Origin of the sequence: Shewanella sp. AS1 (assembly GCF_021412565.1) — a bacterium.
Taxonomy (GTDB): domain Bacteria; phylum Pseudomonadota; class Gammaproteobacteria; order Enterobacterales; family Shewanellaceae; genus Shewanella.
The window spans coordinates 1-22,495 of the sequence record NZ_JAKCLJ010000015.1 but is presented as its reverse complement, the minus strand read 5'-3'; the positions used below and the strand labels follow the sequence as shown (position 1 = coordinate 22,495).

Sequence of the window (22,495 nt, the reverse complement as noted above, 5' to 3'; positions counted from 1 at the left end):
TAATTGTTCCATGGGCGCTAGTATACGCCCCACCCCAAATTGATCAACCTTAAAATAATAAATAAACTAAAGGTCAGAGAAAAATGTGACTCACTCACATTGGATAGCTATACTGCGCAGCACAGCTGTACAAGCTGCTCAGAAATTAAAGTAATAGATGTTCACTACTGCACAAGTAGTCAGCCCAATGCAGCAATGCATTGGGCTTTTCCTTATTGCTCATACACACCCAGTTGCGGGTGCCACTGCCACTCAATGGCCACTTGATCTTTATGCGGCATGCGCAAGCGAATCTCCCCGAACTGCTCGCTGGCTTTACCCGCATCAATAGCTAAGCGTTCTGCCAGTTGCTGGTAAATCACCTCGGCGCTAGCATCGAACCACCAGTAACAACCTCTCGCCAATAAACAAGCATCCGCTTTAAAGCTATTATTTTTCGCCGTATAACAGTAGGGCTTGCGCGTGGTATCCAACTGATACCAGCCCAGCTCATCGTCATCACCGTAGCGCAATACCAACGCCTCTTGTGGACTCGATTGACGAAACTCAGTTTGGTGCACAAATTCACCACTCCAAGCTATCTCCTCCTTCCACCACAAAGAGGCCTCTTTGTGGTTACGGTACATTCCCTGTCCAATATCATTTAAAGCGATCCGCAGAGCGCGGTGCTCTTGAATAACAAAAGAGTTAACCACACAAGCTTTATCGCCCTCGCCACATTGAAAATTACTTTTACTTAGGAATTTAGGTGGCTCCACAATACGCGGAATAGCAGAGATAGCCTCTAATTCACCGTCCAGCAGTTGTTGTAAATCGTGACTCGCAAGCGGCAACTCTCTGCTCTCAAATCCCGGTTTGGCATACGCGGGAACTTCACCTTTCAGCGCTCGCACGTTTTGGCTTAACACCATCAGGTTTGGGGTTGCGGGCGGCAACTGGCGATGACGCTGAATACGTCCCGCCAATTGAATGAGCGAACGCAACGAACTGGGCTCAGCAATCGCCCAGTCGTAGTCGTGGTCGCGCCCCACTTCTACAACAGAGGTTCCCAGCACCACAAAAATATTATTCTTCGTTTGAGTGGCCTCTAACGCTTGCGCGATTTCCGCATGCTGCCATAAAGCGTTAGCGTCATGACGAGTCAAAATGGCGTCCAACCGATTCTCTTTATGCGATCTCAGCGCCAATGGATATTGGGAGTGGTAAACACAAAAATGGATACTGGTGTCCGCATCAGGGGCCATAGCGGTAAGCAATTTCGCTACCGCCATCATGGGTTTGATATTGGCCATGCGCACTACGCCGAGCGAGACTTTACGCCCACTCGGATGACTTACATGGTGCTGTTGATGCAACGCGTGGATCTGCTGGTAGATGGTCGACGCCACCGTTTGGTAAACCGCTTCGGTCTTTGGCGAATCTGATGTGATAGGCACCAACGCCCCTTTGCGTATCACCTGCTCAATCTGCCCAAGTTTCACAATCCGCTTATCGACAAAGGCTTTGTGTTCTGCCAGAAAACTGGTCTTATCCACCAGCTCAGCGGTGACACTTTTGAACTCATCAAACCAAGCGCATACCACTGGTTTATCCGCTTGGCCTGCAAAATTGGCTTGGTTAAACTGCTTACGCCCCTCTAAATAGGCATCAAACAAAGTACTAATCAAAGATGGCGGTAGCGTGGCAGAGGAGAGCAACACCCTTGAACCCAACATCCCGGCCCAGTTGACCAAACGGCACAACGCTGGCAAATCTTCCAAGCCAAAATCATCCGGCTCATCGAGCACTAAATCGGAGCTAAGAAGTCGCAACATGGGCGCTATCTGTTTACCGCCACGCAAACTTTCACTAGCCGGCATCAAGTGGTCAATGGTGCTGACCAGAATTGGCGCGCTCACCAACTGCTCCAGTTTCGGACTGGCGGCGAGCCAATGCTTTAAACGGCCGTCATAGATCTGCCCCTCATAACTGACATAGAGTTGGTCGAGCAGATCCTCGGCGGATTCACTGCCACTCTTTGACTCGAACTCTTGCTGCTGGTTGAGTTGGTGCAGCGCCTTCACCGCCTGCGATCCAATCAGCACTGCCAGCTCATCGTCACCTAGTTTAAGCAGATCGCGATAAGCATCCCCAGTTTGCAATGTTAACGTGCGCAGCCCTAACGCCACGGAAAAACGGCACCCTTGGCGCTCATCGGAGAGTGCATACATGATGCGCGCATTGGCCATGGTTTTACCGCACCCAGTTGAAGCCATATTAACGCCAAAAAAACCTTGCCGCTCGCTGAGCGTGGCTACCTCTTTGGCGGCCTTAAACGCTCTGTCTTGCCACTGATATTTGGCGTTTTCACTACGACGAGTAAAAAGCTTATGTTGCGCCAATGCAGGCAAGGTGTGACGCAATGCTGGTAAATTTTGAGCAAAACGCTGGGCGTTCACTGCCACACCAATATTGTGCTGGTCGAGTTTCTGTTTAAGCTGGTTGGTCGCTCTATCGGTATTAGCGTAAGCAAGATAATTTACATCGCACCAAGTTGCTTTTGATTGTTCAAGCGGCAAAGAGGAGTAATAGTGGTCCGCGAGCATCAGAGATAAACGCGCCATGTGCGCCACAAAGCGCTGCTCAAACCAATCGATACGATTAAGCAGCTCAGGATAGTTCAGAGCTCGTTTCGCTAGTTTATTAGCTTTATCACGCCAAGTTTGGCTAAGCAAAGGCAAACCATTACCAAATGACCAATTCTTCTCACAGAGCGCAGGATCCTCCTTCCCTAATTTTTCGTTAGTTGAGTTCCAACCGCAATTAACGCTATTCAGCCAGTTATCGATATTTTCGGTCTTCACCACATCGTCACTCTGCACGTACAGTGTGCGATGATGAGTTACAACCAACCAAGCCACCAGCTTTGCAAATGGAGCTAAAGAAATAAAAGGACGCTGAGGCTCAAGATCATCACGGATCAAATTAGCTAAAATATCGCGTTGCACTTGCTCAGCTAGGGTTTGTTCAGCTAAACCTGCAAGCTGACTCAGCCATTCGTGATCCGGTTTACGTTTTACAAACGCCAGAAATAGACGCAATGATACCCACTCATGTCGATAGGGCTCACCTTTACTCTCAGTTAAGCCTTGCAATTTGCTCTGAAATAGATCATTGGCTTTTCCAAAATCATGCCACAATGCCGCAATGCTCGTCGCCAGCACCACAGCCTCATTGAGATACCAGCCTTGTTCCCACTCTTTGTGCTCTAAATTCAGTTGAGTTCGATTCACCGGCACTACGCCCTCGGCATTAAATTTCAAACGATTTCCTACTACCCATAACAGTTGCGTACGTGAACGGCTGCGGATCCAGTGGCAACTCACTGCGGTGCTGCGACTGGCGGTTTTACGCAGCATTTTTTTTACCGTTTGTAAGCCATCTTCGGTAATGAGCGTCTGCCAAGTGTTATCACCAATCCGATTGGCAAAAGCATCCAATACGCGGCGGGTTTTCTTGAGGGCGTTTTTCTCGCATTGACTGACAAAGGTCACCATCATAATTCGCGTGCCTCGCTCTCTTCTTCATCCTTGCCTTGCAGTGCGATGTGTTTCACTGTGTCAAACATAAAGTCAAGCGCCTTGTGTTCGATGAAGGCTTGCAGAATTTGTTGACGAAACTCTTGCTCGCTGGCGTTTTCTTTGGCGCAAACAAATGCCCATGGCAGCACTATGGCATCTTTGATTAAGTCCGCGACATCAAATACCAAAGCGCCGCGGCGGGTTTTACCATGCATGACGGCAAAGCCGTGCGGGATGCCAAGCACCCATAAACAGCTAGCAGCTAAGCCATAAGCTAAGTAATTGCCGTGGTTAAGAAAGTCATTGGCTTTATCTGTACATTTTTTGTCTGGTTGATGCTGGCGAGAAAAACCGTCTTTGCCTGTATTGTTGGCCGCGTATTTGTATAAAGCTTTGGTCAGTTGTGCTTCGGTGAGCAGTAAGTCCGAGGGTTTGTTGGCGGCATCTGTACGTTGGTGAAAAGTATCCAGCGATTGTTTGATCACCTCGTCCTGAACATTGAACTTTTCTAGAGCAAGCTCACGGTCAGAGCGCCATACCGTTTGTAGGTAATCAATCCTTGCATTTTGAAACTGCTTAGCAGCCACTAAGCGTTTTTCGTCATCAAACCAGAATGAGAGCCAGCCTTGTAAGTATTCTGTCGGGCGATACTCGCTTTGTGGCGTGAACCACTCCACCTCGCAAGCCATGTGCAGTGGTGTTCCACCGCCGCCACAAAATCCAACCAACACACCCGCGTGTGAGAGCATGCGCATCGCCGCTTGAGTGATTGAGGTGCCATTACCCAGCATGAGAACCGTAGTATTGGCAATAGGGATATTGAAGTAGAGGTTCTCTTTATCTGCTTCGGTTAGATAAAGCACACGGCCATCTTTTTGCATTACCCGGCAGTATTCCAGGTAATACATATTGGCGCGTTTAGAATGCAGTATCGCTTTGAGATCTGAAGGGGAGAAATCATCCATTTTCACTTCCGTTGTGAACTGTTCGATGGTGCTTAAATATTAACCGTAAAGCATTTTTATTAGTAAGAAAAGCGAAATCATTTGAAATTGTGATCCGTTAAATTAAAGAGTTTTTTCCTAAGTTTTACCCAGTAAAAGCCGGTGAATACTCTATAAAAAACATGACTATATGATTTTTCGCAGCTTTGAAAGGCATTTCTGCTCAAAATGGGGATGGTGATATTTTGATTCATTCGGGTAATTGCCCTTTAAGTCAGGCCATAGCATTTGTACATAACGCGGTTTATTTTGAGCATAAGTGGGGTATTGCTTATAAAAGGCTTCAGCCAGCATGACATATTCATCTTTTACCCTTCTCAGCGCAGTGTTATGCCGAATTTCATCAATAAAGACGGGCATCAATATCGTTAAGGAACTCGTTTGAATAACCCATGATGCGCCAGCGGTGAAATAGTCTTTCTAATAGTGTGTTAACTGATCGCTTACTGATGTCACAAATTAAAATCACAACAGGCAGGTCATGCTTTGCCATGTCTATGGTATAAAACAGCTGATCACCAACAGTGACTATTGTGTATTTGTTCTTATCGATCTCTTTCTTTAAGCCCTGTCATAGTTCGTTCATCATTAACTCCAGATTTGCTCAGGGGTTAAACGTGCTGCTCGAGCCTTCAGACCCTCTAATATCGTATCCCTTATGTGAACAGGGAAATCTTCGGGAAGCTCTGCTTTGACCTGCATAATGACAAAGTCGACCTTGTCTGCCATCTCTATCATGATGTTGGCCATGGCGTCTGTATCAAAACCAACGGCTTTAGCCGTTTGCATAAAATGCCTTGGAAATATCTTATCCAGCTGAGCCTTTTTCCCCTTACTGGCTTTTAGCGACATCGCCAGCTTAGCGTCACGTATGTTAAGCCCTTTGCCACCAAGGGCGGGATAGATGGATAAAATGTCATACAGAGGCGTTAGACGATACCCGCCACCCGCCTCAATAAAGACTGAGAAGTTTTTAGCATGCCCATCAATAGCCCCTAATAGCCAAAACAGCACTTGAGCTTTCATGAAATCATGCCGGTCACGATCAGCGTTGGATGAGCCCAATAGCTCAGTCATGATGGCTTTAATATCTGGGCCACCATCACTCTCATACTTATTGGCTGGTGGCACATTGAGTACCTGACAAAAATCCTCTTGAGGCAAACGCATGACCCAATTGGCATCTTGGGCATAGCGCCTATCGAACCGCTCAACGGCGAGCGCCTTAATATCTCCAACATGCATGATGTGGCATTGCGCCACCGCTAAGCCAAACGCCTCAGCGACCTTCATGCACAGATACTCGTTTTCCACGCTGTCAGACATATCAATCGTATATGAATGACTCTTTATGGTGCCGATAGGTAGCTTAATGATATGCGTGGTCGGTGTAGAGTGCAGGGGCAAATGCCATTGTCCTTTTACATGCAAAAGGGCCGTTTTTTCTTGAGCACCCGCTATCGAGATCCTAAAGTCCTCTTGCTCCCGTAGCATGCCTAGCGGAATACCCGACATATAGCCTTTCAATACCTGTGCTAAGGCTGTTTCTGAAAGTGCTTCAGACTCTATCTGTTTCACCTTATGAGGCAACTGTCCATGGGCGACTAATTGCAACGCACCAACGCTGTCTTGACCAATTTTAGCCAGTAAGTCAAAAGGCTGGGACGAAGCGGCTTGATGACGGGCAACGATTCGATTACGCACATCAGGGTTATCGGGAAGTAAGTTATCAAAAAAGTTATATACCTCGTCTCCTTTATAGGCTTGACGACGTAATGGCATCGATAGCGATATGGGACGGCTTCCAGCTAAATTAAGCCACTCTTCATGGTATTTAAAATGATGAGCACCCGTAGCAGTCTTGGTGAACTCCCCGATTAGATAACCGTTCATATAAACATCTAATACCGCCATCACCAGTCCTCTTGCCACTCATTATTGCTTGAGGGTGTAACACTAGGAGCTGAAGCGTCATTTTGAGAAGCTCTAGGCTTAATCTCTAGTTCAAGATTGAGTGATGATAGCAGCTTAAACAGCGTATCTAGCTTAGTCGAGTCTGGATTGTGCTCAAAGCTAGACACTGTGTCTTGCCTGATACCCACTTTGTTAGCCACTTTACTTTGAGACAGTTTCATCGACAAACGCGTGTCTTTTAGATAATTGCTTAATTGCTTTGAGGTAGTCACCTTCATCTCGCACCCTTCACTCAATACTAAGATTATCAACCAATCTACACGCTATAGCAGGTAAAGCAAGTTTTACACGCTATAACCGTTAAAAATTAAATTACACGCTATAACCGTTAAAATTTAATTTACACGCTATAACAGGTAAAAACTTACTCAGCTAACATAAAATGTTGAGTGCTGCCTGTGCAGAAAAGTCGACCTCTTGCTTTATCAAAGTAAGTGCAAGAGCTCATCGAGGGAAGATAGCTGCAGATGGGGCAGCAGTCCGTCACCTATATCACTGGTCACTGCGCCAAAGGCAGGATTGAGCCAGGCCGCCTGACAGCCCGCCCGGCGGGCGCCCTGCACATCGGCGCGGTAACTGTCGCCCACATGCACTAATTGTGCATTTTCGATCGAGAGCCTGTCCGCTGCCTTAAAAAATAGATCGCCGTAGGGCTTCATGCGCACCCCGTTACCGGGATGCAGTACAAAGGTCAATAACTCGCCCAAACCGATACGATTGGCATCCACATTGCCGTTGGTGATACCGACAAGAGGAAAACGCTCAGCAAGCTGAGTCAGTATGGCTATCACCTCATCGGATACCAGAAAGTTAGATCTGTGCTCTAAAAAACAGGCCAGTCCGGCCTTCGCCCCCTGTTTAGCCTCAGTTTGGCTGTAACCAAATCGCCTTAATCCCGCTTGCAATAGGGCCAACCTAACTGCACTAGTGTCGTGAGCCAATGACGGTGTCTGTTTGATAAGCGCATGTTTTAGGGCAAGCCAGTCATCTCGCAGCCAAATGGCAACCTTGGGATAATGCTCGGCCAGCCAAGTGAGTAACTGCTGCTCAGCATTAAGGATATTGGGCCGATTATCATAGAGGGTGTCATCGAGATCGAAACTGATGGCAGAGATAGGCTGAGGCCGGATTAGAATACTTGCCATTAGCTATTGCCACCGCGCTTCTTCGCTCTGGTATGGATATTGACCATTGTCGCCCTGTTTGCTGCGCTGGTATGGGTATTAGCCATTGTCACCCCGCTTCTTCGCTCTGGGGTGGGCACCATCATAGACCTTGGCCAGATGCTGAAAATCCAAGCTGGTGTAGACTTGGGTGGTGGATAAATTGGCATGTCCCAGCAACTCCTGTACGGCGCGCAGATCGCTGCTGGACTCCAGCATGTGAGTGGCGAAGGAGTGGCGCAGTTTATGGGGATGCACATGCATGCTCAGCCCCTGCTCCTGCCCCCACTTATTCAACCTTGTCTGAATTGAGCGGTGAGACAAACGCTTGCCTTTAAGGGTGACAAACAGGGCGTTATCTTCACAGGCAAGAGTCGCCCGCACCGCCAGCCACTTTTGTATGGCGGCGACTGCGACGCTCCCTACCGGCACAATGCGCTCCTTACTACCCTTACCCATCACCTTAACCTGCTGATCACTATAATCGAGGTCGCCAGTGTTGAGCGCAGCCAATTCTGCCAGACGCAATCCCGATGAGTAAAACAACTCCATGATGGCCTTATCGCGCAGACCCAATGGCGAGTTTTCATCTATAGATAACAGATGGGTGACCGAGTCGAGATCCATATTCTTCGGCAGAGGTTTACTGCGTTTGGGTGCGTTGAGCCCTATGGTGGGATCTTGTGTCACTAAAGATTCATGCAAGAGGTATTGATAGAACTGCCTTAAGGCTGACAAGGTCAGGGCGATGGAGCGTGGACCTAGACCGCGGCGATGCAGCTTGCTTAATACGCCCTGCAGTTGTTCTGAAGTGACTTTATGCCAAGGGGTTGCATCGGGCAGATACTCTGCGATTCGCCTGAGCTCGAAGGAATAGTTGCGTACTGTCTGGGGCGAGAGCCCACACTCACTAGCGAGGTAATGGGCAAACGCTTGAGGCCAATCCAGATCCGCAGGCTTCATTACAACTTGGGCAGTAGGTGGTCGAGCAGCTGTTTAAGCTGATTTAACAGCAAATTGTCCATCTCAGGATGGAAATGGATAGGATCGGCGCTGGCGATAGCGAAGATCACCTGACCGCACTTCTCCGACAGGCGCGATAGCGCCACCGACCCCACTTCGCTGCCAAACAGGCGCTGGGATTCGGTCTGAGTCAGGCGGCCAAAATAGTGCCCTGGCTTTAACCTTTCACTCCAGATATGGGACAGATCGCTGTCGATATCGTGCACTGTGATTAACCTGACATGGGTAAATTGAAACTGCGCCTTTAACTCGACGGAGAGAATCTGTCTCAGCTCGCCAAGATCTTCAGCCTGCAGCAGTTTGAGCGACAGCTCAGAGTTGAACATAAAGATCTTCTCATTGCGTGAGGCCACAGACAATAAGCTGGTGATCTCCTCTTCAAGCTGAGTGACCCGGGCACGCTGCATCTCCTGTCTGCGCTCTACCAAAGAGACTGCGCCACGCTCGGCATGGGGAATACGCATCGCCAGCAGTAGCTCAGGATAGCGACTGAAAAAATCAGGATTATCGAGCAGATACTCGCGGATCAATATCTCATCGAAAGGCGGCTGCGCCTTGGTATTGGTGACATCACTCATTGTTGTATCTGTCCATCGTATACATGTTCTGCCGGCCCCGTCATCCATAGGGGCTTGCCCTCACCTTCCCAATTGATAATTAATGTACCACCGGGAAGATCTACTCGTACTCGTCTGTCGAGCTTACCTTGTAGCTGTCCCACCGCTACGGCGGCGCAGGCGCCACTGCCACAGGCTAAGGTTTCTGCCGCGCCGCGCTCATAGACTCTGAGCTTAATATAGCCGCGGTTGATTACCTGCATAAAACCGACATTGACCCCTTTGGGGAAACGCTCATGTTTGGTCAACAAGGCGCCGACTGTATCCACATCGGCACTGGCCACATCTTCTACATCCAGCACACAATGGGGATTACCCATAGACACGGCGCCGCACAGGTGAGTGCTGACGCCATTCTCGTCCTGGGCCTGTAGCAGATAGGTTTTTTCTGTTTTCTTGGCGCTAAAAGGGATGCGGCTCGGCTCCAGAATCGGCACCCCCATGTTAACCGTCACATTGCCATCAGGCTCCAGACGCAACGTCATCTTACCTGCCGAGGTGCTGACCTTGATCTTCTGTTTATTGGTTAGGCCTTTATTGCGCACAAAGCGAGCAAAACAACGGGCACCGTTACCGCACTGTTCGACTTCACTGCCATCGGCATTGAAGATGCGGTAATGAAAATCCAGTTCAGGATCATAGGGCGCCTCGACCAGCAAGAGCTGATCGAATCCTATGCCGAAGTTACGATCGGCCAGGCGCTTTATCTGTTCCGGCGAAAAATAGACATTCTGCGTCACGCCATCGACCACCATAAAGTCGTTGCCCAGACCGTGCATTTTGGTGAATTGGATCAAAAACGTCTTCCTTTAAAATAACAAACTAACAAAAGGTTACGGCAGCAGTTGTTCGCCTTGCCACAACTGCGAGATGCTTTCTCGCGCTCTCACCAAATAATGCTGCGTGTCATCGACCATCACCTCCGCCACACGGGGGCGGGAGTTGTAGTTAGATGACATAGTAAAACCATAGGCACCAGATGAACGAACCGCAAGCAGATCACCGGCTTGCAGGCTCAACATTCTGTCCTTACCCAGGAAGTCGCCAGTCTCACACACAGGACCGACAATATCATAATTACGCGCTTCACCTTCTCTTGGCTGTACCGGGATTATTTTCTGCCAAGCACTGTAGAGCGAAGGACGGATAAGATCGTTCATGGCGCCGTCCACTAGGGCGAAATTCTTGTCGCTGTTCTCTTTCAGATAAAGCACCTGAGTCACGAAGATACCGGCATTGGCGGCAATGGCACGGCCAGGTTCGAAAATCAATTTAAGATCGCGCCCCGCCAGCTTGGCCACTAAAGCTGCGGCATAGGCGCTGGGCTCGGGTGGCTGCTCAGTATCATAGGTCACCCCAAGGCCGCCGCCCACATCCAGATGACGAATAGTCACCCCTTGCTCGGCAAGACGATCGATAAGGGCCAACATTCTGTCCATGGCATCGAGGAAAGGTTGCAGCTCAGTCAGCTGTGAACCGATATGGCAATCGGCGCCTGTGACAGCAAGGCCAGGCAACTCGCTGGCACGCAGGAAGATACGCTCGGCTTCTTCCATGGCGATACCAAATTTATTCTCTTTCAGTCCGGTGGAGATATAGGGATGGGTGCCTGCATCCACATCCGGATTGACCCGCAGTGATACGGGAGCAACCTTGCCCATACGGCTAGCCACCAAACTTAACTGCTCAAGCTCAGCCTCGGATTCGACGTTAAAGCAGTGGATGCCCAGCTCCAGTGCCATCTCCATTTCGGCAACGGTTTTACCCACGCCAGAGAAAACGACTTTGTTCGGGTCGCCGCCCGCTTCGATGACTCGCGCCAGTTCGCCGCCAGAGACGATATCGAAACCGCTGCCCAGACGAGCCAGCACATTTAATACCGCCAGATTAGAGTTGGCTTTGACCGCATAACAGATAAGGTGTGGATGCTCGCCTAAGGCATTGTTAAACGCATGCCAGTGGCGTTCTAAGGTCGCACGGGAGTAGATATAGAGTGGTGTACCATATGTCTTAGCTAGATCAGAAACGGCACATTTCTCTGCATACAATTGATCATCTTGGTATAAAAAATAATCCACTCTTATTGTTCCTCATTTTTTGTCGACTCACTTTCTGTCGACTGATTTTCTGTTGATTCATATGTCTGCTCGGCATCTGTGGCGCCCTGCGCCTGATTATCCTGCGCTTCGGGTGAGCGATACAGAGGCCCTTTCTGGCCACAGGCGACCATAAATAAAGATCCCAGCAGCATTAAGGTAATCAACTTCATCTTTTTCAACATCAGATATTCCGCAATTTTAAGATAATATCACGACACAAAGCGCATAGAGGCACTGTCTCATCACCTTATTGAAGTTCAAATTTATACCACATTCTCGCGCTTGTTCTGCCAATATTCTTGGCGAAAACCATTATTTTTATCGCCACGAGATAAACATCGCCATAAACGGGAAAAATGCTAACTTTAGCCAAGTTTGGGTCAACTCAGGTGTAACCCAACACACACAAACTAAAACAAGGTGATATCTCTGATAACAATTGGTAAAAATCCCTGCCGTGATGGTTGCAGAGATGGGGATAACAGGTCAAGAGGAGATCTGCTTTACCTCATCAATAAGCCAATTTTTATCGCAAATAAAAAATCGATGGAGCATAACCGGGCGCATTGTTACTATATTTGCCTAAGTTAACCCTATTGAGGACTCTCCGTCATGGCAATGACTGACTCACAGTATCACCAACTCGCAGATGACATGTTTAGTGCGATTGAAGATGCCATCGAAACTGCAATCGACGAACAGGATGCCGATATCGATATCGATGCATCTGGCAACGTGCTACAACTGGAATTTCAAGATCGCTCCAAGATAGTCATCAACAAGCAGGAGCCCCTACACCAGATCTGGGTCGCCACTCAGTTTGGTGGTTATCACTTTGCCTATGTCGATGGAAAATGGATAGATGAGCGCACCGATGCCGGTGAGTTTATGCCCTTTGTGGTTTCCTCTATCCAGCGTCAGGGTGGTATCAAGCTCGAACTCTAGCCTTCATACCTATGGATGAGGTTAGAACTCTATGGCAGCCTCATCCACGTTCACCCCAAAGGGTTTGGCCTTCAGCTTGCCATCGACCCGGATCAACTTAAAAAACTGCGGCATATTGAATCGTTCATTGTCTATGTAAGAGTCGGCAAATGCGTAATGGTGACCCACCTGGCTCACGAGTTCCTCCAGATTGTGCCCTGGCTGAATATAATGCTTCACATTGTTGTGCTCATCGAGCACAAACACATCTATCTCCTGCTCCCTTTGACGCAGGAAATATTGAATCGCCCCGATGGCGGCATATTGCTGAATAACCTTAGGGATCTTACTGAAAGGATCGTTGCCTAAATCTGGGCGAGGCAGTTCCAGCAGTTGTCGTTTGGACAACTTTTTATAGAAGGGTTCAGAGTCGGTTAAGTCCTGATAGATCAAACCATTGGTATTGAGAAACAGGCCATATTTTATCCCGCCCACTTCGAGTGGATGCACCATGGTCGATGAACTCAAGCCCTTGATGCACAGGCTGTTCAGTCGGCTTACTAGATGGGCAATTGCGCGCTCGGACTGCTTACTCAAGCGGCTGGTACAACTGACTACATCCAACTGCACCTGACCCTGAGCACGTTGGATACCAGGGGTGACATAGACTAGGGCATTGAGTATTGCCTCATTGCCGTCGAAATGGTGACTGTGCCACTCACCCCAACTGTTCTGACAGATCACATCCAAGGACTGCAGCATGTTCAGCTTTTTTCGCCCTAAAGAGAAAATATTGCCATTGATATAATCCACCATCACCTCTTGGCCATGCCAGTGAACAGTGGGATCACTGTTAAAATTAATCAAAAATATCAATTTTTTAAAATGCCAAGGCTGGCACAGATCCAGCTTAGATACACGCCAGTTGCTCGCTTTCATCATCTCGGGAAGGCGTCTGGCGGCCTTAGTGAGCTGCTTAGTTTGCTCGTTATTGCCACCAAAGTCATGCCACTGTGTGCGCGTTGTGGAGACACCATTAAGGGTGGCCCAGATAAGTAACTTCGCCTTATTGGATGAATGATAGACGGCGCGATTACCCCTGAAATTTTTTGACTCAGGCAGGCAGCGATACAGATAATATTCTTGGGTATTATGGCTATAGATAACTGTGAGGTTAGACTCTTCAACAGAGCGGCTCCACAGCTTATTCAGGCTAATTATCTGTTTGTCATCATCACTAAAATAGGTGTGCAATTTTCGCGTTAGCAGACCAAGCTCAGAGATTTTCAGCTTGTCACTCAAGCGGTTTTCCGACGCAAAGTGCAGTAAGGTCTGATAACTCCCCAGCATCAACTCATTCAACTGCTCATTGAACCATTGCAATTGCCCACAATGCCAGTTATCGCATTTATCCAGCGCGCTCAGCAGATTATCCGACCAGCCCCACTCCTGTACTAAGGATTTCAACTTGAAATAGCGCCAATCTTTAGGATGCGAGTTCTCTGTGAGGCGGATGCCGCATTTTAGGTAGAAACAGCGACGCACAATTTCGAGACGCCGCATATCCCCTTTGCGGATTAAATAGTTTTCAATCGACTGATACAAGATGAAATAGGCGTCATTCGATGTAGAGAAATCCGCCGAGAGGGTACGCTGCCAGACTTGGCGCGTAACCAGTTCGGTATTGGGATAATCACTGGCATAGGCCTCGAGCAACATGACTTTAAGCAGTGCCTTATGGGGCTTATCCAACCCTTTATAGAGTTGCCACAAAGATGCGCCAAAATATTCACTGGCGGGCAGATTTCTCACATCGCCTAAAAACAGATGAGTATCGGGCGTCGCCGCATCGGGCCACCAGGCCACAGGCTTACCCGCAATACAAATATGGCTGCGGTAAAACTCCTCTAACAGCAGCCAATGCTGGGCACTGCCACTGTTTTCACAGCCTATGGTTGAGGCTAAGTTATCTGTCTCTTCCAGCCCCAAAAACTGTTTGGGATGAACAAGATAAATATTGACTTCCAGCTGATGCTCGATAAACCAGTCGGTCAGAATGTCAGATTTTTGCTGCAGCAGAACCAGCTCACTCTTAGTTAAATGGGGATCAAAAATCACCCAGACATCGATGTCACTCCTTGGGTTTTGGCCAAAGGTCGCCGTACTGCCCATGGTATAGATGCCATGAATCGCGGCGGCGCGTTCTTTAAGCACCACAGGCATATCGACCTCCAGGGTCTGACACGCCTGTATCACCGCATCATCGAGGCCATAATTCACAACACCGCGAGGCGTCATAGGACTGTTATAGCCCGGATTACCGGACTGATGATAATGAAAGAAAAAAGGAATGAGATGAAACAGATTCCGTTGAAGCGGTGTCAGAATGGCTAAAGCCCGTGCTAAACGGACTTGATTTAAGCGTTCAGCAGTTTTAATAAAATGTGCTTGATCACTCAATGTTATAATGCCCAGTGACAATGAACTTTATTAATAACCATGCTAACAGTTAATTATAAAACAGCAAGCTTATGAGATGTAGATCACACTTTTTTATTATCTTCAAAATCAGATAAACGGGTACACTTCAAAGAATCAACAGCCATTTCTTACATCTAGTTGCAACCAATGTTAGCATTAGCGCAATTATGGCCTCTGATGGAATATCGAGCATGTCTCAAAACGTCATTCGTATCGCTACGCGTAAAAGTCCACTTGCAATGTGGCAAGCTGAATTTGTTAAAGCCGAACTGGAAAATGCCCATCCAGGATTAGTCGTTGAACTACTTCCTATGAGCACAAAAGGCGATGTCATTTTAGACACTCCTTTGGCAAAAGTTGGTGGTAAAGGGTTATTCGTAAAAGAGCTTGAAGTCGCCATGCTCGAAAACAAGGCCGATATCGCAGTGCATTCAATGAAGGATGTGCCTGTCGATTTCCCTGAAGGTTTAGGCCTGCAAGTGATCTGCGAACGTGAAGATCCCCGTGACGCTTTTGTCTCTAACACATACAAAACCATAGATGAGCTGCCTCAGGGCGCCATCGTTGGCACCTCAAGCCTGCGTCGTCAGTGCCAGATCCGCGCCGCACGTCCTGACCTGCAGATCCGCGATCTTCGCGGCAACGTTGGCACCCGTTTAGGTAAGTTAGATGCCGGTGATTACGATGCCATCATTCTGGCTGCTGCGGGCCTTAAGCGTTTGAAACTTCAAGACCGCATCGCCAGCTTTATCTCTGCCGAAGACTCGCTGCCAGCAAACGGCCAAGGCGCTGTTGGTATCGAGTGTCGTACCGATGATGAACGTGTTAAAGCACTTCTGGCACCGCTTGAGCACACAGAAACCCGCTATAGAGTGATCGCAGAACGCGCCATGAACACTCGCCTAGAGGGTGGCTGTCAGGTACCTATCGGTGCCTACGCCGAGATCGAAGGTGACACCCTGACACTACGTGGTTTAGTGGGTAACCCTGACGGTAGCCAAATCATCGAAGGCACCACCACAGGTTCGAAAACCGATGCCGAAGCTTTAGGTATCGCCTTAGCCGAAGAGCTGCTGGCTAAAGGTGCCAAAGCCATCTTAGACGCGGTATACGCCAAATAAGATGAAAGTCTTACTGACGCGCCCAGACGGGCGCAATCAGTCAATGATAGAGACGTTGAATCAACGCCATATCCCCTTTGTCGTGACGCCTTTACTCGAAGTCGTCGCCAGTGACGAAATCATGCAGTCAAATGCCTTAAAGGCACTGTACTGTGCTGATATCATTATCTTTATCAGTACCAATGCCGTTGAGTATGCGGCCAGGGCACTCAATAACCAGCTGCCAAAATCCGTCCTCTATTTCGCCGTGGGTGGTGCCACCTGTCAAGCCCTCAAAGCGTTGGGCATTACCGCCCAGGAGGCACCCGCAGATTGCCAGCAAACCGAAGGCCTGCTGACCTTAGCCGATCTTCAGCGACTCGATGGCAAGCAGATCACCATAGTGAGAGGCGTAGGCGGCCGCGAAACCCTGGCCCAAGAGCTCAGTCATCGAGGCGCTAAAGTCAGCTATTGGCAGGTCTATCGACGCGCTTGCCCGGCAATAGACGCCACAATCCCATGGGATTGGCAAGGACAAGGGATTGATACTATTGTGATCACCAGTGGTGAGGTGCTCGCGAATCTCATTACACTTGTTCCTAAAGAACTGTTTTCTTGGTTGCACGCATGTCATATCATAGTGCCTAGCCAGCGAGTTTATGACCAAGCACTAGAAGCAGGATTTACACAGATCACCAATGCGCAAGCCGCTAATAATCATGCCGTACTAACGGCGTTAGGATTAGCTGAATAAGGCTGACTCTCCTGCATAGCTCTGGTCCCCCATCTTCAAGGATCTATTGAATGGACAATGATATGCAACAGAGCAAAGCCGTCACCACATCAGAAAGTAATCCGGCCATAGATGCGACCTTTGAAGCGCCATCGGCAAGCAAACGGCATGAAAAAAATACAAATTCAGGCGTCTCCTGGGGCTTTTTGTTTAATCTGATCTTTATCCTGTTGCTCTTGTTCGCCACCTCGACAGGTGGGTTTTATCTTTATCAAGAGCTCACGGCCCAGAGAGAGCAAGCCAACCAGCTGGCTAAACAGCTGCAGCAACGCTTGGACGATCCCATTTCACGCCTCACTCATCTGGAGATGCAGCAACGCAACGCCGAGCGCGATGTCAGCAATAAACTGGAGAGCCTGACAAACACACAGAGTCAGCTCCATGAGCAGGTTACTAAACTCGCCGAGCAGAACCCTTCACAATGGATGGCCGAAGAAGCCCAGTATCTGGTCAGGATGGCGGGTAATAAATTGTGGCTGGAAAACGATCCCCAAACGGCACTGGCACTGCTAAAAACCGCCGATGCACGGATTCTGGCCATCAAAGATCCCGCCTTAACGCCACTTCGAAAAGCCTTAGCCGATGATATGGCTCAGGTGGCTAGCATAAAAACCACGGACGTAGCCGGCACAGTGTTAACACTGGACAGCATGATAGACAACCTCGCCAAGCTTAAGCTCAATCGGGCCGAGCCAGAGATCACGCCAGATGACTCTCTGGCGATGTCAGATTCGCTCCAAGACTGGCAAAGCAACCTGACCAAATCCTGGAAAGCCCTGCTCAATGAATTTGTGGTGATCCGTAAACGCACTACTGATAACGCCCCGCTGCTGGCACCGGATCAACAATGGTATCTGGTGGAAAACATTCGTAATAAACTTCTGCAAGCACAGTTAGCCCTGTTTCGCCAAGATCAAGTTAATTACCGCAACTCAGTGCGTATGGCGAGAAAGTGGATTTATCAGTATTTCAATTTAAAAGACAATAAAACCAAACAGACAATTACCGAACTGGATGCACTGGCCACTCTAGAGCTACAGGTGCCAGCGATAAATCAGTTTGCCGCTACGCCTTTACTACAGCAGTTGGTCAATCATGGCAGCTTAGTCGGCTCCCAGGAGAAGCCACTATGATTAAGGTGCTGGTTTATCTGATTATTGTGCTGATTGGCCTTATCATCAGCCCCTATTTATCCGGTTTTAATGGGTATCTCTATCTCGCCATAGGGGAGTATGAACTCGAGACCAGCCTCATCTTCGCCCTCTTTGCCGCCATCTTTTTCTATGCCGTATTGGTATGTATCGAGTGGGTGGTGGTCTGGCTGCTCAATGTCATCCTAAGCAGCCGCCTGTTACCAGAAAAATGGCGTAAGAAAAAAGCCCGTAAGCATACGCTTCAAGGTGCACTGGCACTAGCAGAAGAGAACTGGACAGAGGCAGAGCAAGCCATGGCCAGAGGCGCCGATAAAGGCGAGATCCCTGTGCTGAATTTATTGGCTGCAGCCAGGGCTGCCCAACATCAAAACAATCTCGATGCCAGGGATCACTATCTGCTCGAAGCGGAAAAAGACCCTTTAGCCTACAAAGCGGTACAAACAACCCGGCTGCGCTATCTGATGCAGCAGGGGGAATTACAACAGGCAAGAGAGATCTTAGAGAAACTAAACCCCGACAGTAAGAGTAAGGCTCCCCTGTTGCGACTGGCTCGGGAACTCTATCAACTGCAGCAAGACTGGCATGCGTTAAAGCTACTCCTGCCTATCTTAAAAAAGCGTAACTTATTGACACAAGAGGAATTTAATCAACTTAACCTCACCGCTAGCCGCGCCCTGCTTGCAACAGCCGCTGCTCAGAATGAACAGGAACTGGAAAAAGCCTGGCACTGGCTAAGCCGCGGCGAAAGAAAGCAGGCGGAGTTTATAGCGCAATACGCACTCGGATTAGCGAAATTTGAACGTGGCGCAGAAGCCAAAAAACTCCTGCTAAAAGCCCTAAAACAGGATGTACAAACTGCTATTTTTGACGCTCTTCCACAGGTTTTATCTCCAAGTGATGTTGAAGCCAGAAAACAGCTGTTCGATCTGGATAAACACCATGGTGATAATAGGGACTACCAAGCCTGTATTGCCCGCCTCTATGATCAGAGTAAGGAATACAGAGAGTCAAAAAAATGGTGGCAAAGAGTCTGCGAAACTGCACCGACTAAACAAGATTGGATTGCCCTTGCAGAAGCACAGGAACACCTTGGCGAGCAGAATAGCGCCCTGCAAAGCTATCGCAAAGCGGCAACTTTTTGACGGTTTCCTTATACTTTTTTAGAATAAAAACCACGTTTGTTCGTGGTTTTTTATTCTCTAAAACAGATTTTTTAACACTAATTTAATATAAATCTTATTAAAACAAACCATTAGCGAATTGCTGAAAAAAATCCCTTTCTACGGACTATTTTTTTAATGATTTCAGCCCATTTGACACAGATTTAAAGCCAGCCACAATTAAACGGATAAATTAAGCAAACGATAAACTAGGGTCATTCTCTTTAACTCCACCCTAGCTTTTTTGTATCGGTTTCAAATGAGATAAAGATTATGGGCGCATCAATCACGACGCAAGACGCAGTTGTTATTAATCTTGTTGGCCAACTTAAAGTTAGGGACGAACAAGGACACGTTAGAGAAGTAAAAATTGGCGATATCATCCGCTCGGGTGAACAACTCATATTTACTCCTAAGGCACAATTCAATTTAGAGTATGCTGACGGCACAATCACGACCCAGGAAAGCCTTGCTGATTTTCCCGACGAACAGTATGCCGAAAATGCCAGCCCTCAGGCACCTATCTATCGCACTCCCGAAGAAGAGGTCGATGCCGAGATTGCAGAGCTACAAGCGCAAATTCTCGCCGGTGATGATCCGACTCTGAATTTACCCGAAACTGCCGCTGGTAATGCGCCCGGAAATGAAGGGAATTCTGGGTTTATTACTGTGAGTAGAACCGGAAATGAAACCCTCGCCAGCACAGGCTGGAGTACAGATGGTGTCGATCAACCTGTGATCACTGCGCCCGATGCAGAACTGCTCACAGATCTCTCTCTGGGCGCCCCCACTATCTCATCTGCAGAATTTTCAATTTTCGAAGCGAACCTGCCATTGGGTAGTGATCCTTCAGCACTACTGACTCAACTTGCAGCCAATATTCAAACTAATGCAGAAGCCGGTATTGCCAGCCTGACAATCAATGGCGTAACCATAATAAGTAATGGCGAGTTTGCAGGCCCCATAGTGTTCAATACTCCTAATGGTGTACTGACAATCACCAGTTTTGACAGCGCGACAGGGCAATTTGTGTATGACTACGCGTTAAGCTCAAGTGTCGATCACAGTAGCGATGATCAGCAGCAACTGGTATTTAATATCGAACTCATAGACGGCTCTGGCAACGCTGCTGCAGGCACAATTACAGTTAATATCATTGACGATCAACCACTTGGTTTTGCAGACAATAACAGCGTAAATGAAGATGATGCCATTAGTGTCACTGGCAACCTGTTGGATAATGATACTCAAGGTGCTGATTTGGCAACTGTCACAGCTGTCACCAACAGCCAAGGGGCCAGCGTCACAATCAATGGCTCTGCAGTCCTCGAAGGCGAATTTGGTACCTTAACCCTACTTAATAACGGAAGTTACAGTTATAACCTAGATGACACAGCACCCAATGTACAAGCGCTCGGCCAAGGGGAGCAAGTTACCGAAACCTTTAACTACCTGCTCACAGACAGTGATGGCGACTCTGTTTTAGTCCCATTAACCATCACCATTACTGGTACTAATGATGTGCCAGTTATCACAGTGCCACCAGGGGGAACGCCCACGGATGGTTATGATGCAGGTACAGTCGTTGAAGCAGGTAATTTAGACGACGGTACTCTTGTTCCCGGAATACCACAGGTTGGTGGAATGCTAGATGCAACCGATGTGGATAACGACGCAGTGCTGACCTGGAGCGGTAATGCTGCTGGCACCTACGGCAGTTTCAACATAGATGCCACTACTGGCGCCTGGATCTATGATTTGGACAATGATCTTGCCGACAGCTTAGCCGAAGGCCAGTCTTTAACAGAAACTTTCTTAGTCACAGTCACGGATGAATTTGGCGGCACCGCTACCCATAATGTGATTATCACGGTTCAAGGCACAAACGATAGCCCCATCATTACCTCTACAATTGCCGATGCCACAGGCGCTGTGACCGAATATCAAGAAGATAGCGACACTCAGAGCGGCCCACAAACCGCGACCGGCACACTCACAGCAACCGATGTGGATGACGGCGCCGTACTCACCTGGACGACAGACGATACATCGACCTACGGCAGTTTTGAGATCGATCCCGCCACAGGCGAGTGGACTTACACCTTAGATAATGCAGCCAGCAACAGCCTTGCTGAAGGCGAACAAGTGGTCGAAGAGTTCCTGGTAACTGTCACCGATGAATTTGGCGCCACAGACACACAAGTGGTTACCATCACCATTACCGGCACCAACGATATTCCTGTTCTGACAGTAGACATGATTGGCGGCGTAGTTGAAGATGCCACCGACCCTAACCTCACCGACAGCGGCGTGCTCAGCTTTACCGATGTGGATGTTAATGACACCCACACTGTCACCGAGCAGTACAACGGCGATATCAGCTGGAACGGCGGCGCCAACACCGACCTGGGCTCGGTACTGACTGCCGATGAGATAAATAGCCTCATCGATGGCTTCAGTGTCGACAGCGACAGCTGGGATTACAGTATCCTGAACAGCACGGTGCAGTTCCTCGCCGAAGGGGAAACCATCACCTTAAGCTTTGATGTCACCGTCGATGATGGCAACACCAATGGCACCGACACCAAGACGGTGTCCATCACCATTACCGGCACCAACGACACCCCTGTGCTCACTGTCGACATGATTGGCGGCGTCACTGAAGATGCCACCGACCCTAACCTCACCGACAGCGGCGTGCTCAGCTTCACCGATGTGGATGTTAATGACACCCATAGCGTCACTGAAATTTACAATGGTGATATCAGCTGGAACGGCGGCGCCAACACTGACCTGGGCTCAGTACTGACTGCCGATGAGATAAATAGCCTCATCGATGGCTTCAGTGTCGACAACGACAGCTGGGATTACAGTATCCTGAACAGTACGGTGCAGTTCCTCGCCGAAGGGGAAACCATCACCCTGAGCTTCGATGTCACCGTCGATGATGGCAACACCAATGGCACCGACACCAAGACGGTGTCCATCACCATTACCGGCACCAACGATACTCCGGTACTCAACGTCGAGATGACCGGCGGCGTAGTTGAAGATGCTACCGACCCTAACCTCACCGACAGCGGCGTGCTCAGCTTTACCGATGTGGATGTCAATGACACTCACAACGTTACTGAAGTTTACAATGGTGATATCAGCTGGACTGGCGGCGCCAACACAGACCTTGGCTCGGTACTGACTGCCGATGAGATAAATAGCCTCATCGATGGCTTCAGTGTCGACAGCGACAGCTGGGATTACAGTATCCTGAACAGCACGGTGCAGTTCCTCGCCGAAGGGGAAACCATCACCTTGAGCTTTGATGTCACCGTCGATGATGGCAACACCAATGGCACCGACACCAAGACGGTGTCCATCACCATTACCGGCACCAACGACACCCCTGTGCTCACTGTCGACATGATTGGCGGCGTCACTGAAGATGC

Annotated in this window: 17 protein-coding genes; 6 read left to right on the top strand and 11 right to left on the bottom strand. The window is 48.7% G+C overall.

The window, feature by feature from the left end; all coding sequences use genetic code 11:
* Nucleotides 1–212: 212 nt before the first annotated feature.
* From cas3f to lptM, 10 genes are all read right to left on the bottom strand, one after another.
* Complete coding sequence (cas3f, locus tag LZP69_RS15045) at nt 213–3,539, bottom strand: type I-F CRISPR-associated helicase Cas3f (RefSeq protein ID WP_234201539.1); 3,327 nt, start codon at nt 3,537–3,539, stop codon at nt 213–215.
* Nucleotides 3,536–4,525 (bottom strand): type I-F CRISPR-associated endonuclease Cas1f, encoded by a 990-nt coding sequence (gene cas1f, locus LZP69_RS15040; RefSeq protein WP_234201538.1) that lies wholly within the window; start codon nt 4,523–4,525, stop codon nt 3,536–3,538. Before cas1f ends, cas3f begins: the two co-directional genes overlap by 4 nt.
* A gap of 627 nt (nt 4,526–5,152) precedes the next feature.
* Nucleotides 5,153–6,478 (bottom strand): type II toxin-antitoxin system HipA family toxin, encoded by a 1,326-nt coding sequence (locus tag LZP69_RS15035; protein WP_234201567.1) that lies wholly within the window; start codon nt 6,476–6,478, stop codon nt 5,153–5,155.
* Complete coding sequence (locus tag LZP69_RS15030; protein WP_234201537.1) at nt 6,478–6,756, bottom strand: helix-turn-helix domain-containing protein; 279 nt, start codon at nt 6,754–6,756, stop codon at nt 6,478–6,480. Before LZP69_RS15030 ends, LZP69_RS15035 begins: the two co-directional genes overlap by 1 nt.
* 207 nt (nt 6,757–6,963) lie before the next feature.
* On the bottom strand, nt 6,964–7,683 hold the full coding sequence (locus LZP69_RS15025; protein WP_234201536.1) for an HAD-IA family hydrolase: 720 nt from the start codon (nt 7,681–7,683) through the stop codon (nt 6,964–6,966).
* A gap of 78 nt (nt 7,684–7,761) precedes the next feature.
* Nucleotides 7,762–8,664 carry a tyrosine recombinase XerC gene (gene xerC, locus LZP69_RS15020; RefSeq protein WP_234201535.1) on the bottom strand — a complete coding sequence of 301 codons (903 nt, stop codon included), beginning with the start codon at nt 8,662–8,664 and terminating at the stop codon, nt 7,762–7,764.
* Nucleotides 8,664–9,302 (bottom strand): DUF484 family protein, encoded by a 639-nt coding sequence (locus tag LZP69_RS15015; protein ID WP_234201534.1) that lies wholly within the window; start codon nt 9,300–9,302, stop codon nt 8,664–8,666. The genes xerC and LZP69_RS15015 overlap by 1 nt, the downstream gene beginning before the upstream one ends.
* Complete coding sequence (dapF, locus tag LZP69_RS15010) at nt 9,299–10,138, bottom strand: diaminopimelate epimerase (protein ID WP_234201533.1); 840 nt, start codon at nt 10,136–10,138, stop codon at nt 9,299–9,301. The genes LZP69_RS15015 and dapF overlap by 4 nt, the downstream gene beginning before the upstream one ends.
* A gap of 36 nt (nt 10,139–10,174) precedes the next feature.
* Nucleotides 10,175–11,419 (bottom strand): diaminopimelate decarboxylase, encoded by a 1,245-nt coding sequence (lysA, locus tag LZP69_RS15005; protein WP_234201532.1) that lies wholly within the window; start codon nt 11,417–11,419, stop codon nt 10,175–10,177.
* Between the two features lie 2 nt (nt 11,420–11,421).
* Nucleotides 11,422–11,610, bottom strand: a complete 189-nt coding sequence (gene lptM / locus LZP69_RS15000) for an LPS translocon maturation chaperone LptM (RefSeq protein WP_234201531.1) — start codon at nt 11,608–11,610, stop codon at nt 11,422–11,424.
* Between the two features lie 442 nt (nt 11,611–12,052).
* Between lptM and cyaY the strand changes: the two genes are divergently transcribed.
* Nucleotides 12,053–12,385, top strand: a complete 333-nt coding sequence (gene cyaY, locus LZP69_RS14995) for an iron donor protein CyaY (protein ID WP_234201530.1) — start codon at nt 12,053–12,055, stop codon at nt 12,383–12,385.
* Nucleotides 12,386–12,406: 21 nt separating this feature from the next.
* On the opposite strand, the gene LZP69_RS14990 is transcribed toward cyaY, so the two are convergent.
* Nucleotides 12,407–14,824, bottom strand: a complete 2,418-nt coding sequence (locus LZP69_RS14990; protein ID WP_234201529.1) for a class I adenylate cyclase — start codon at nt 14,822–14,824, stop codon at nt 12,407–12,409.
* Between the two features lie 212 nt (nt 14,825–15,036).
* Between LZP69_RS14990 and hemC the strand changes: the two genes are divergently transcribed.
* The 5 genes from hemC to LZP69_RS14965 all read left to right on the top strand — a co-directional run.
* Nucleotides 15,037–15,966, top strand: a complete 930-nt coding sequence (hemC, locus tag LZP69_RS14985; protein WP_234201528.1) for a hydroxymethylbilane synthase — start codon at nt 15,037–15,039, stop codon at nt 15,964–15,966.
* A 1-nt stretch (nt 15,967) separates the two neighbouring features.
* Nucleotides 15,968–16,699 carry a uroporphyrinogen-III synthase gene (locus LZP69_RS14980; protein WP_234201527.1) on the top strand — a complete coding sequence of 244 codons (732 nt, stop codon included), beginning with the start codon at nt 15,968–15,970 and terminating at the stop codon, nt 16,697–16,699.
* A 50-nt stretch (nt 16,700–16,749) separates the two neighbouring features.
* On the top strand, nt 16,750–17,871 hold the full coding sequence (locus tag LZP69_RS14975; RefSeq protein ID WP_234201526.1) for a uroporphyrinogen-III C-methyltransferase: 1,122 nt from the start codon (nt 16,750–16,752) through the stop codon (nt 17,869–17,871).
* A complete protein-coding gene (locus LZP69_RS14970; RefSeq protein WP_234201525.1) occupies nt 17,868–19,034 on the top strand; it encodes a heme biosynthesis HemY N-terminal domain-containing protein in 1,167 nt (388 codons plus the stop codon). Before LZP69_RS14975 ends, LZP69_RS14970 begins: the two co-directional genes overlap by 4 nt.
* A 291-nt stretch (nt 19,035–19,325) precedes the next feature.
* A partial coding sequence (locus LZP69_RS14965; RefSeq protein ID WP_234201524.1) for a retention module-containing protein occupies nt 19,326–22,495 on the top strand: 3,170 nt, incomplete at its 3' end.

Coding starts and splice junctions, on each gene's coding strand:
- lptM (WP_234201531.1), bottom strand. CDS start 11,610: ATGAAGTTGATTACCTTAATGCTGCTGGGATCTTTATTTATGGTCGCC.
- LZP69_RS15025 (WP_234201536.1), bottom strand. CDS start 7,683: ATGGCAAGTATTCTAATCCGGCCTCAGCCTATCTCTGCCATCAGTTTC.
- LZP69_RS14970 (WP_234201525.1), top strand. CDS start 17,868: ATGATTAAGGTGCTGGTTTATCTGATTATTGTGCTGATTGGCCTTATC.
- cas1f (WP_234201538.1), bottom strand. CDS start 4,525: ATGGATGATTTCTCCCCTTCAGATCTCAAAGCGATACTGCATTCTAAA.
- xerC (WP_234201535.1), bottom strand. CDS start 8,664: ATGAAGCCTGCGGATCTGGATTGGCCTCAAGCGTTTGCCCATTACCTC.
- hemC (WP_234201528.1), top strand. CDS start 15,037: ATGTCTCAAAACGTCATTCGTATCGCTACGCGTAAAAGTCCACTTGCA.
- LZP69_RS15030 (WP_234201537.1), bottom strand. CDS start 6,756: ATGAAGGTGACTACCTCAAAGCAATTAAGCAATTATCTAAAAGACACG.
- LZP69_RS15035 (WP_234201567.1), bottom strand. CDS start 6,478: ATGGCGGTATTAGATGTTTATATGAACGGTTATCTAATCGGGGAGTTC.
- cyaY (WP_234201530.1), top strand. CDS start 12,053: ATGGCAATGACTGACTCACAGTATCACCAACTCGCAGATGACATGTTT.
- LZP69_RS15015 (WP_234201534.1), bottom strand. CDS start 9,302: ATGAGTGATGTCACCAATACCAAGGCGCAGCCGCCTTTCGATGAGATA.
- cas3f (WP_234201539.1), bottom strand. CDS start 3,539: ATGATGGTGACCTTTGTCAGTCAATGCGAGAAAAACGCCCTCAAGAAA.
- LZP69_RS14975 (WP_234201526.1), top strand. CDS start 16,750: ATGGACAATGATATGCAACAGAGCAAAGCCGTCACCACATCAGAAAGT.
- LZP69_RS14980 (WP_234201527.1), top strand. CDS start 15,968: ATGAAAGTCTTACTGACGCGCCCAGACGGGCGCAATCAGTCAATGATA.